Below are 11745 nucleotides of genomic sequence, written 5' to 3'. Positions count from 1 at the left end.
CGAGCAAGCCCGTTGCCACAAAAAGCGCTATCAGCCGGCCGATCCAGCGCGCAGGACCGTTGGGTCTTCTCCCCGATACAGCGCCTCGACCTTGGCCGCGCGCCATTGCAATACCGCGCGCTGGTTGATCGAGCCTTTGTCGGTGATTTCACCACGGTCGATGGACGCGGGTTCGTCCAACAGCGCGATCCATTCCACACGACTGGCGTTGCCGTTCGCATCGCGGTTCAGCCGCCGCAACCAATCGGCGAACCATTGGCGCACCGGCGGGCTCGCCAGTACCTCGGCGTCGCTGGCGTCCGGGCCCAGGCCCGAGAGTCGGCGGCAATCATGCAGGCGCGGGAACACCAGCGCGCCCAGGTGCGGACGATCCGGCGCGGTCACCACCAGGTCCTGGACGTAAGGCGTGCCTTCGAGCACCGCGCGGTTGCGCAACGGCCCGACACTGACAAACACGCCTGAGGACAGCTTGAAGTCCTCGGCGATGCGCCCGTCGAACATCAACCCCAGTTGTGGGTTGGCGGGATCGGCGAGCTTGATGGCATCGCCCGAGCAATAGAAGCCCGCGTCGTCGAACACCTCGGCGGTCTGCTGCGGCGAGCGCCAGTAGCCGGGCATGATGTGCGGCCCGCGAAAGCGTCCTTCGAACTTGCCGTCCACCGGCACCAGCCGCACTTCGCAGCCGGGCGCCGGCAAACCGATGTAGCCGGCCATGGACAGCGGTCCGGTGGTGAAGGTGCAGGATGGCGAAGCTTCAGTCATGCCCAGGCCGGCCATCATGCGGATCCGTTCGCCGCAATGTTGCTCGGCGACTTTGTCGAGCCGATCCCACGTGCTTTGGGAAAGGCCCGCCGCGGCGAAGAAAAACAGGCTGATGCGCTTGAAAAAGCGTTCGCGCAAGTCCGCATCCTGTTCCAGGGCGCTCACCAACTCTTCCCAACCCTTGGGCACGGTCAGGTAGGCCGTGGGAGAAACTTCCTTGAGATTGCGCAGGGTTTGCGCAAAACCCTGGACGGTGGGCTTGCCATCGTCCAGATAAAACGTGCCGCCGTTGTACAGCACGATGCCGACGTTGTGGCTGCCACCAAAGGTGTGGTTCCACGGCAGCCAATCCACCAGCACCGGAGGCTCTTCGCCGAACACCGGGAAGGTTTGCAACAGCATCTGCTGGTTGGCGCAGAGCATCCGCTGGGTGGTGATCACCGCCTTGGGCAACTTGGTGGAGCCGGAGGTGAAGAGAAACTTGGCAATGCTGTCGGGCCCGGTCGCAGCGAATGCGCGGTCGGCCTCGATACCAGCCGGCTGTGCGAGCAGGCTGGCGAAGCTTGTCCTGGCCCGACCCGGTATGTCTCCACGCACGGTGACCAAGGGAATATCCGCCGGCAACACGGCATTGACTGCCCGTTCGAACGGCGCGGCATCGCTGACGAACACCAGCCCTGGCCTCAACAGATCACAGACATGCCGCAGCTTGGCGAAGTCCTGGGACAGCAACGAATAGGCCGGCGACACCGGACAATAGGGAATCCCGGCGTACATCGCGCCCAGGGCCATCTGCAAATGCTCGATGTCGTTGCCCGAGAGCAGCGCCAAGGGTTTCTCCGCCGATAATCCATAGCTCAACAAACCCTGGGCGATGGCCCTTACGCTGGCGAGCATCTCGGCGTAACTGACATGACGCCAGTCGCCCTCGTTTTCCCGCGCAGCGACAAAGGTCTGGTTCGGCCGCACCTCGGCCCAGTGCACGAGGCGATCCAGCAGGCGTGACGGCAACGGGGCCAAGGGCTCCAGGGAGCGCATGTGCAGGATGCCCTGCTCTTCCTTCACTTCAACGGCGGGGTGACCGATCGACACCTGGCGATAACGCACAGGCTCGGGCCGGGAGGATGATCTGAACTCGGAACTCACGGTACATCTCCTCCATCAAGGCACGCTCGGGTCGCGCAGGGCGAGCGGAACGTGGCAGCACCTGGCTGCGGCCTTGTCATTGTTAGGTCTGGCCTGCATCGGGCGATGGCTTTCGCGGAACACCGCCCACAATGCGACGGTTTTCAGATCGGGTAGTGCCGGGGGCCGTTCTGCATCGTCACCCAGCGCAACTGGGTGAAATGCTCGATGGACGCCTTGCCGCCAAAGCTGCCGTAACCGCTGGACTTGACGCCGCCGAAGGGCATTTGCGCTTCGTCGTGCACGGTCGGGCCGTTGATGTGGCAGATTCCGGACTCGACTCGCTGGGCCAGGGCCAGCGCACGGCCGGTGTCGCGACTGAAGATCGCCGCCGACAATCCGAACTCCGAATCATTGGCCAGGCGCAGCAATGCTTCGTCACCCTCGCCGCGCAGCAGCACCGCCACCGGCCCGAAGGATTCCTCGCGATATAGGCGCATGTCCGGCGTAACACCGTCGAGCAAGGTCGGCTGCAGGATGCTGCCATCCAACTGCCCGCCCGCGACCAACTTCGCGCCTTTGGCCAGGGCATCGTCGATCAGGCCCTTGATGCGCTGGCCGGCGCTGGCGTCCACCAACGAACCCAGCACCGAATCACTGGCCCCGGGGTCACCGGCGCGCAAGGTGGCGATCTTCTTCGTGAGCCGCTCGATGAAGGCATCGGCGATGCTCGCGTCGACGATCAAGCGCTCGGTGGACATGCAGATCTGGCCCTGGTTGAAGTAAGCGCCGAATGCCGCCGCTTGCACCGCCGCATCCAGGTCGGCATCGTCCAGCACCAGTAACGGCGCCTTGCCGCCCAGCTCCAGCAATGCCGGCTTGAGGTGGCGGGCCGACAGTTCGCCGACAATCCGGCCAACATGGGTCGAGCCGGTGAAATTGACCCGCCGCACCGCCGGGTTGGCGATCAACCGCTCGACGATCGCGGGGGCATCCGCCGGGACGTTGCAAATGACGTTGACGACGCCGTCACCCAGGCCCGCGTCCTGCAACACCTGGCCGATCAAACGGTGCACCGCCGGGCTGATTTCCGACGCCTTGAGCACGACCGTGTTGCCGCAGGCCAGCGGCATGGCGATGGCGCGAGTGGCGAGGATCACCGGAGCATTCCACGGCGCGATTCCCAACACCACACCGCACGGCTGGCGCAAGGCCATAGCGAAACTACCCGGCACGTCCGAAGGAATGACTTCGCCATTGATTTGAGTGGTCATGGACGCGGCTTCGCGCAGCATGTTCGCGGCCAGATGCACATTGAAACCGTACCAGTTGGCCATGGCGCCGGTTTCGCCGGCAGCGGCAATGAATTCGCCGCTGCGGGCCTGCAATTGCTCGGCGGCGCGCAGCAGGCGGGTGCGACGTTCGTTGGGCGCCAACGCGGCCCAGGCAGGGAAAGCGGCTTGTGCGGCCGCCACAGCGGCGTCGGCATCTTCCAACGTGGCGGCGGCCACGCGAGACACCGCTTCACCGGTCACCGGGTTGCAGCGCTCGAAGGTCCGGCCGTCACGGGCCGGGCACGACTGGCCGCCGATCAACAGGGGCACGTCCAGCATGGTGATTCCTCTTTATTGTCTTTATCGGAATGCATTCACAGTAGCGCCGGGCGCCGTGGGCGAACAGCTCCCGGGCGCCCTGTTTTTTCAACGCTTGTAGGCTTGCAGGCCCGGCTTGATGCTCTTGTCGTCGAGGAACTGCTTCATCCCCTGCTCGCGGCCCCCTTCGGTGTCGAGCAGCCGCGACTGGTCCAGCTTGGCGTAGAGGTAATCCTCGTTCTGCTCCCAGGTCAGCTCGCGGCAGCGCTTGAAACCATGCTTGGCCGCACGCAACACCACCGGGTTCTTCTCGAGCAGGTTGCGCGCCAGCTCCACGGTGACTTCGCGCAGTTGCGCCAAGGGCACGCTTTCGTTGACCAGGCCCATCTCGGCGGCTTTCTGCCCGCCGAAGGTCTTGCCAGTCATGATGTAGTACAGCGATTGGCGGTGGCCCACGGTGTCGGCCATGGCTTTGCTGACCAGGTTGCCAGGTGGGATGCCCCAGTTGATTTCAGAGAGACCGAAGGTGGCTTCGTCGGCGCAGATCGCCAAGTCACACGCCACCAGCGGGCTGAAACCGCCACCGAAACACCAGCCGTTGACCATCGCGATGGTCGGCTTGGTGTACATGCGCAGCAGTTTCCATTGCCATTGGGAGGCTTCGCGGCGAATTTTCTCCTGGAGGATTTCCGGCCCGGCGTCCACTTCGCGGAAGTATTCCTTGAGATCCATGCCGGCAGTCCAGGCTTCCCCGGCGCCGGTGAGCACCAGCACGCCAGCAGCAGGGTCTTGCTCAAGGGTTTCCAGCACATCAACCATTTCGCGGTTGAGGGTGGGACTCATGGCGTTGCGTTTTTCCGGGCGATTAAGGATGACCCAGGCGATGCCATCGTCGATCTCGACCTTGACCGTGGTCCAGCGACCTTCGTAATTGCTCATGGCGCGTGCTCTCTTGTTCTTGGCTGAAGATGATCAAAAACTAACCCTGAATATTAGTTATGTCAATTAACTATTAATCGATTTACCTAGTATTTTCAGAGCCTCGGTAAACGCTCCCAGACGACAAATGTGCGAAGGGACGTAGCCATCGCCTTGCAACCTCGGCAAACTGGATAGCCTTGTTAATCACTGACCTTGAGGATGCTCCTTTCGATGGCCAAGTCTTCCAAGCTTGCCGAAACCGCCGCCGGCGCACCTGCCGACGGTAACGACACGCAGGCACCGTTGGATTCCGCCCTGGATGACCTGATCGGTTACGCCTTGCGCCGCGCCCAGTTGAAACTGTTCCAGAACCTGATCGGCCGTCTCGCCGTTCACGACCTGCGGCCCGCCCAATTCTCGGCCCTGGCGATCATCGACCAGAACCCTGGCCTGATGCAGGCCGACCTGGCCAAGGCGCTGGCCATCGAGCCTCCGCAAGTGGTGCCGTTGTTGAACAAACTGGAAAGCCGCGCCTTGGCCGTGCGGGTGCGCTGCAAGCCGGACAAACGCTCCTATGGGATTTTCCTGAGCAAGGCCGGCGAGACACTGCTCAAGGAACTCAAGCAGATCGCCAAAGAAAGTGATCTGGATTCCACCGCCGCGCTTTCCGCCGCCGAGCGCGAGGACCTGCTGCGGTTGTTGAAGAAGGTTTACCAGTAGCCAGGTTGGCGGCTGCCTTTGCGGCGAGGGGATAAATCCCCTCGCCGCAGAAGCTCTGCATCGCCCTTCACTACTTCACCAAATCGGCACGCTATACGTCACCAGGAACCGCGTCTGGTTCTCGTCGCGAAACGCCGCCGTGCCGGGGAAGTCATTGCGGTAGATCGATTTGCGCGCCAGCAGCCCAACGTTCTTCAGCGGACCGCTCTGGATCACATAGCCCAGCTCCATCTGGAACTCACGCTCCTTGCGGTCTTCGGCGTTGAGAGCCGCCAGCTCGATGTGATCGCCCCGCACGTAGCGCAACCGGGTTCGCAGGCCAGGCACGCCCACGGCCGCGAAGTCATAGTCGTGGATCGCTTGCCAGGTACGCTCCTTGGCGTTGAGGAAGTCCGAACTCATGGTCATTTCGCTCAAGCCCATCAGCTCGGTGCCAGACACATACGGGGTCGCGGTATCACCACTGGAATGCATGTAGCCCAGGCTCACGCGATGGCCGCCGAAGCGATAACCCACCAGTGCCGAGACGTTGCGATTGTCCACCTTGCCGGCCTTGGCGGCGCCGTCGTCGTCGCTGAAGAAGCTGCGCAGGTCGGTAGTCAGCACGCCACCGCCCAATGGCATGTTGTGCAGCAGTGCGAAGGTGTTCTGTTGGTACAGGTCAGCCACCTCGGCGTGGTAGACGCGCAAGCCGAGGTCTTTGTTGACCTGGTAATCGCCTCCCACGTACGCCATATGGGACGTGGTCGCCGCGCCGTTGAAACGGCGATTGGGCGAGGCGATGGCCATGGGTTGGTAATCGGTGGAATCGCGCCGGGCGATACGGTCGATATAACCGGTGTTGAGCGTCAAGCCTTCGATGTCCTTGGAACTGAGCGTCGTCCCGCGAAACGTCTGGGGCAGCAGGCGCGACGGGCTGGCGAAGGCAAACGGCAGGAAGATCGACACGTCGCCGGTTTTCACGGTGGTCTGGGCGATACGCAGTTTGCCGGTCAGGCCAAGACGCGAGTACTCGTCCGCCGCACGCTTGTCGCTACTGGACACCGGCAGCAGCTCGGTGCCGCTGCGGTCTGGCGATGAGTCGAGCTTGATGCCGAGCAACCCCCGTGCATCAAGCCCGAACCCGACCGTCCCCGGGGTGAACCCCGACTCCACGTTCATGAATATGCCCTGTGCCCACTCCCTGGCGGCGGTCTTGGCACCGCCGTCTTTGTAGTCACGATCCATATAGTAGTTGCGCAGGGTCAGCGTGCCGTGGCTGTCTTCGACGAAGCCTTCGGCCCATGACGCGGTGGAACATAAGCCCAGCCCGACCCAGGCGCACAGCTGGAGGATCGGCAAAGCAACGGGGGCATGGACGTCCCGGATAACGTTCGACATGTTCGATTTCCATTTTTTGTTGTTGTTTTCTATCGAGGCGGGTACCCGGATGACGGGCCGCGCGGACAGAGAATGGAAATGGCCAGGGGGCTTCGTCAATGCGAAGTGACCGATAATCGAACGTTAATATTTTTAACCAGTTTTCCAGTTATTCCGCTTTCGATAGGCAAGCATCTGATTTTTCAAGCGAACTGGCAGATTTTTTCTGCGGAAAAGCCGCGATTCATTTTTTAGTTAGCTTTGTTAATCTTAATCGCACCTGCCGGTTTTCATCTGAACCGCAGTCCTGACAAAAACAATAAGAGGATTCGCCATGAACCATCCGCCGCGTCGAGCGACGCTGACCATCGCCTTGTGTTTCATCGTCGCGCTGATCGAGGGATTTGATCTCCAATCCGCCGGGACTGCCGCTGCCGGCCTGCGGCAGACATTTGCCCTGGACCCGAAAATGATGGGTTGGGTATTCAGCGCAGGGATCATCGGCCTGCTGCCGGGTGCGTTCTTCGGCGGCTGGATCGCCGATCGCATCGGCCGCAAGAAAATCCTGATCGCCGCCGTCCTGCTGTTCGGCGTGTTTTCCCTCGGCACCGCTTATGTCGAACAATTCTCCAGCCTGCTGTTGGTGCGTTTCATGACCGGGCTCGGCCTGGGCGCCGCCCTGCCCAACCTCATCGCCCTGTGTGCCGAAGCGGTAGGCGAGCAACGCCGAGGCACGGCCATCAGCGTGATGTATGCCGGTGTTCCGCTGGGAGGCGCGTTGGCGGCGGTGGTTGCGATGGCCTTTGGCGAACATTGGCAAATGACGTTTCTCATCGGCGGCCTGGCGCCCTTGCTCGTAGTGCCGCTGATGTTGCTGTGGCTGCCGGAGTCCAGCGCTTTCAAGCAAGTCCAGCAGGTGGGTGGTGAAACCCGCGGTTCGACCGGCCAGGCGCTGTTCGGTGAAGGCCGGGGCCTGACTACGCTGGGCCTGTGGCTGAGCTATTTTTTCACCTTGACGGTGATGTACATGCTGCTCAACTGGCTGCCTTCGTTGCTGCTGGAACAGGGCTTCAGCAAACCCCAGGCCGGCCTGGTGCAGATGCTGTTCAACATCGGCGGCGCCCTGGGTTCGTTGATTGGTGGCCTGCTGCTGGACCGCTACAACGCCATCAAGGTCGTACTGTTCGTCTATGCCGGGCTGTTGAGCGCGCTGGCCGGGGTCGGTTTGTCGGTGGGCATCGTACCGATGGGCCTTGCCGGGTTCGCCGCCGGGTTGTTTGTGATGGCCGCGCAGTTGGTGCTCTATGCCTCGGCGCCGCCCTCCTACCCTACGGCCGTGCGGGCAACCGGTGTCGGTGCCGCCGTGGCCATCGGACGCCTGGGCTCGGTGGCCGGCCCGTTGGCGGCCGGCCAGATCCTTGCGGCCGGAGGCGGTACCACAGCGGTACTGCTGGCGACATCCCCCGGATTGGTGGTTGCGACATTGGCCATCCTCAGCGTGATTCGCCGTTCTGACGGGGCCCGGATGAACACGGCAGGACCGGTTGCACAGAAATCCTGACCTACTGTCCACCCGGCCCCCCCTGTGGGCGCGAGCAGGCTCGCACCCACGGGGTTTACCACTTCATCCCCTCACCCACCGCTCCCGCCGGCTCAGCCCAGGCTTTTTTGCGAAGACCTCCTGCGGCAGCAACCACCACGCCAGCGCCGGCAACAGGATCAGCGCGCCGAGCATGTTCACCAGGAACATGAAGGCCAGCAGGATGCCCATGTCGGCTTGGAACTTGATCGGCGAGAAAGCCCAGGTCGACACCGCCACAGCCAGCGTCATACCCGTCAGCAACACCACTTTGCCGGTGAACAGCAGCGACTGGTAATACGCCTGGGCCAGTGTGTCGCCGGCGCGCATCCGGGCGAGGATCACGCTCAACACATACAGCGCGTAATCAACGCCAATGCCCACGCCCAGCGCAATGACCGGTAGCGTGGCAACTTTCACGCCCATGCCCAACCCCACCATCAGCGCCTCGCACAGGATCGAGGTGAGCATCAGCGGCAGCATCGCGCACAGCGTCGCGCGCCAGCTGCGGAAAGTCAGCAGGCACAACAGGCTGACCGCACCGTAGACCCAGAACAGCATCTCGCCCATGGATTTCTTCACGACGATGTTGGTCGCCGCCTCGATTCCCGCGCTGCCGGCCGCCAGCATGAACTTGACCTCCGGCAGTTGATGCCCGGCGATAAACTGCTCGCTGGCCTCCACCACCCGGTTCAAGGTGTCAGCCTTGTGATCGGCCAGGTAGACGTACAGCGACAGCATCGAACACCCCTGGTTGAACAGCTCTCGCGGCGCGCGGGTTTGCACGGCCCCCAGCGCACCGTCATTGGGGATCAGTTCATACCATTTGAAGTTGCCCTCGTTATAACCGGCCGTGGCGATCTTGCTCAGCGCCGCCATCGAGTTGGTCGATTCCACACCGGGTAATTGCTCCAGTCGCCACGCCAGCGCATCCACCGCCGACAGGCTGGCGTAACGGGTGCATTGGTCTTCCGGGGTCTTGATCATGACCACGAAGATGTCCGAGCTCGCCGCATAGTTTTGCGTCATGAACAGTGCATCGCGGTTGTAGCGCGAGTCGGCACGCAGCTCCGGGGCGCCGGGGTCCAGGTCACCGATCTTCAGGTGCAGGCTCACGGCAAACCCAAACGCGGCCAGCAGCAAGCCCGTCAACATGGCACCAATGGCCCAGCGTCGTTGGGTGAAAAGATCGAGCGCACGCCATAGCGGATGCTTGATCTGCGCCTGCTGTTCGGTGGTTTCCGCACTCAGGCTGCGTTGCGCCGCCGCGGGGCTGACGCCGATGTAGCTGAGCAGGATCGGCAGCAGGATCAGGTTGGTGAAGATCAGCACGGCGACACCGAGACTGGCGGTGATCGCCAGGTCCTGGATCACCCGGATGTCGATCAGCAGCAGCACGGCGAAGCCCACCGCATCACACAGCAAGGCGGTGATGCCCGCGGCGAACAATCGGCGAAAGGTGTAGCGCGCAGCGACCACCCGATGTGTGCCGCGACCGATGTCCTGCATGATGCCGTTCATCTTTTGCGCACCATGGCTCATGCCAATGGCGAACACCAGAAACGGCACCAGCGCCGAATATGGGTCCAGCTCATAACCGAGCAAGGCCAGCAGGCCCAGTTGCCAAAGCACCGCCGCCAGCGAACAAACCACCACCACCAGGGTGCTGCGTGCACAACGGGTGTAAGCGAAGAGCACCAATACCGTCACCAGTACCGCCACCACGAAGAACAGCAGGACCTGGGTCATCCCCTCGATCAGATCGCCGACGATCTTGGTGAAGCCGGTGATATGGATGCGCAAGTCGTCGGTCTGGTACTTGTCCCGCAACGCCTCCAATTGTCGGGAAAACTCGCCATAGTCCAGCGCCTTGCCCGTCTGCGGATTGATTTCCAGCAGCGGCACGAAGATCACGCTGGATTTGAAGTTGCCGGCGACCAATTGGCCGACCTCCCCGGAGCGGGCCACGTTGGTCCGCACCTGTTCGATACTGGCGGCCGAGCCATCGTAGTCGTCAGGGATCACCGTACCGCCGTCCAGACCTTCTTCGGTCACGGCGGTCCAGCGCGTGGTCGGCGTCCACAGCGACTTCATGTAAGGACGGTCGACACCTGGCAGCAGATAGAGCTCGTCATTGAGCTTGGCCAGGGTGTCGAGGTAATCCATGGTGAAGATACTGCCCTGCCTGATCTCCACGGCGATGCGCAGCGAGTTGCCCAGGCCGCTCAACTCACTGCGGTTTTCCAGAAAGTTGGCGACGTAGGGATGGCCGGTGGGAATGGTTTTCTCGTAGCTGGCATTGATGCCGATGCGCGTGGCTTGCCAACCGAGCACCAAGGTCACCAGCAGGCACAGCAGGACTACCAGGGGTCGATGGTTGAAGATCGCCCGCTCGGCGAAGTTACCTGACGTCCGGTCGAAGTCTTCCTGGCGGCCGATCACGGTTTGGGTTTTGTCGTCTTTCAAGTTTGACTCCTGTTGCACGAGCCGCGGCCCGATAGCGCTACACCGTGAAGTTTCATGGTTTGCCCCAGGCGCGCGGATCCTGGTCAGCCGCCACGCCGCTCAAGCCGACACTGGCCAGGCTGCCGTCGACCGCCTGTTGCACGGCTGCGACAGTCCCGCCGCTGCGGCTCTGGCGTTTGTCGAAGCTGCGACCGTGGTCATGACTGAAGAGAAGCTCGCCGCTCTGGCTGGCCAACAGCAGGCCGCCGTCGCGCAGTTCCAGGGCGCTCGCCAGCGTCGATTCGGTCCCGGTGTGTAGGCGGTGCCAACTGTCGCCACGATCGTCGGACCACCAGGCGTTTCCACGCAGCCCATAGGCAACCAAGGCCCCGTCGCGGGTGCCGAGCAGGCCAAAAAAGCTGCCTTCATAAGGTGACTCCAAAGCCTGGAACGACTGCCCGGCATCGGTCGAACGCAACAGCAGGCCGCGCTCCCCCACCAACAGCAGATCGTTGCCCACGGCGCGGATGCCATACAGGTTCAAGCCCTGGGGGTTGTCCAGGTGCTGCATCCACGGCTGCCAGCTCCGCCCGCCATCATCGGTGCGGTAGATCTGGTTGTAGGCGCCGACGACGTAGCCGTGCAGGTGATCCCTGAAATACAGGTCGAGAAACGGTTTGTCCGGTCCATCAGCCAGCATGCGCCTTGCCTGCTCCAAGTGGGTGGCACCGCCAGGTAGCTGGGCATCACGCTCGGCGATCTGCACCGCCAGGGCAATGGCACGCTCGCCGTCGAGTTGCTTTTGCCAGGTTTCGCCGCCGTCCTGCGTATGCAGCACCACGCCCAGGTGACCGACCGCCCAGCCCTGCTCGGCGTCGACGAATTGCACCGCCGTCAGGCTGACGCTGACCGGCACCTTGGCCTGGCGCCAACTCGTTCCGGCGTCATCGGAAAGCAGCACGATCCCGCGCTCGCCAACCGCCACAAGGCGCTCGCCGGCCCGGGCCAGCCCAAGCAATACCGCACGCTGGGCCTTGGTGGTCGGCAGTGCCGGCAGCTGCAGCACCGCCAATGTCGTCGCCTGCACAGGCAAGGACGCGCTCGCCAACAGACACAGCACCAAGGCGCAGATCGCCCTTGACGGAGCACGGCTCGCAAAGATTTTTTCAACGTTCATATCGTTATTCCGCCTGGAAAGTCGCCGGCGACCGCGACGAAACCGCTCCTCGCCACGGTCGCCAA

The 11745-nt window shown here is 62.7% G+C and carries 8 protein-coding genes; 2 read left to right on the top strand and 6 right to left on the bottom strand.

Annotation, left to right across the window (positions count from 1 at the left end):
* Positions 1-30 precede the first annotated feature (30 nt).
* From JZ00_RS03440 to JZ00_RS03430, 3 genes are all read right to left on the bottom strand, one after another.
* Complete coding sequence (locus tag JZ00_RS03440; protein WP_039588371.1) at positions 31-1908, bottom strand: feruloyl-CoA synthase; 1878 nt, start codon at positions 1906-1908, stop codon at positions 31-33.
* A gap of 143 nt (positions 1909-2051) precedes the next feature.
* Complete coding sequence (locus JZ00_RS03435) at positions 2052-3500, bottom strand: aldehyde dehydrogenase (protein WP_039588370.1); 1449 nt, start codon at positions 3498-3500, stop codon at positions 2052-2054.
* 87 nt (positions 3501-3587) lie between these two features.
* Entirely contained in the window at positions 3588-4418 is an 831-nt protein-coding gene (locus JZ00_RS03430) for a p-hydroxycinnamoyl CoA hydratase/lyase (protein WP_039588369.1), read from the bottom strand.
* Between the two features lie 213 nt (positions 4419-4631).
* On the opposite strand from JZ00_RS03430, the gene JZ00_RS03425 reads away from it, so the two are divergent.
* Positions 4632-5120 carry a MarR family winged helix-turn-helix transcriptional regulator gene (locus JZ00_RS03425; RefSeq protein WP_039588368.1) on the top strand — a complete coding sequence of 163 codons (489 nt, stop codon included), beginning with the start codon at positions 4632-4634 and terminating at the stop codon, positions 5118-5120.
* A 75-nt stretch (positions 5121-5195) separates the two neighbouring features.
* Here the strand turns inward: JZ00_RS03425 and JZ00_RS03420 are convergent, their stop codons facing one another.
* Positions 5196-6500: an OprD family porin gene (locus JZ00_RS03420; RefSeq protein WP_039588367.1), complete on the bottom strand. Its 1305-nt coding sequence runs from the start codon at positions 6498-6500 to the stop codon at positions 5196-5198.
* A gap of 313 nt (positions 6501-6813) precedes the next feature.
* Here JZ00_RS03420 and mhpT point away from each other — a divergent pair, with 313 nt between their 5' ends.
* On the top strand, positions 6814-8040 hold the full coding sequence (gene mhpT, locus JZ00_RS03415; protein WP_039588366.1) for a 3-(3-hydroxy-phenyl)propionate transporter MhpT: 1227 nt from the start codon (positions 6814-6816) through the stop codon (positions 8038-8040).
* A gap of 63 nt (positions 8041-8103) precedes the next feature.
* On the opposite strand, the gene JZ00_RS03410 is transcribed toward mhpT, so the two are convergent.
* Positions 8104-10524: an efflux RND transporter permease subunit gene (locus JZ00_RS03410; RefSeq protein ID WP_039588365.1), complete on the bottom strand. Its 2421-nt coding sequence runs from the start codon at positions 10522-10524 to the stop codon at positions 8104-8106.
* Positions 10525-10576: 52 nt separating this feature from the next.
* Positions 10577-11680, bottom strand: a complete 1104-nt coding sequence (locus JZ00_RS03405; protein WP_039588364.1) for a WD40/YVTN/BNR-like repeat-containing protein — start codon at positions 11678-11680, stop codon at positions 10577-10579.
* Positions 11681-11745 lie beyond the last annotated feature (65 nt).

The sequence above is a fragment of the Pseudomonas frederiksbergensis genome, from assembly GCF_000802155.2.
Lineage (GTDB): Bacteria > Pseudomonadota > Gammaproteobacteria > Pseudomonadales > Pseudomonadaceae > Aquipseudomonas > Aquipseudomonas frederiksbergensis_A.
The sequence above is the reverse complement of the archived record's forward strand: the minus strand, read 5'-3'. Positions and strand labels throughout refer to the sequence as shown.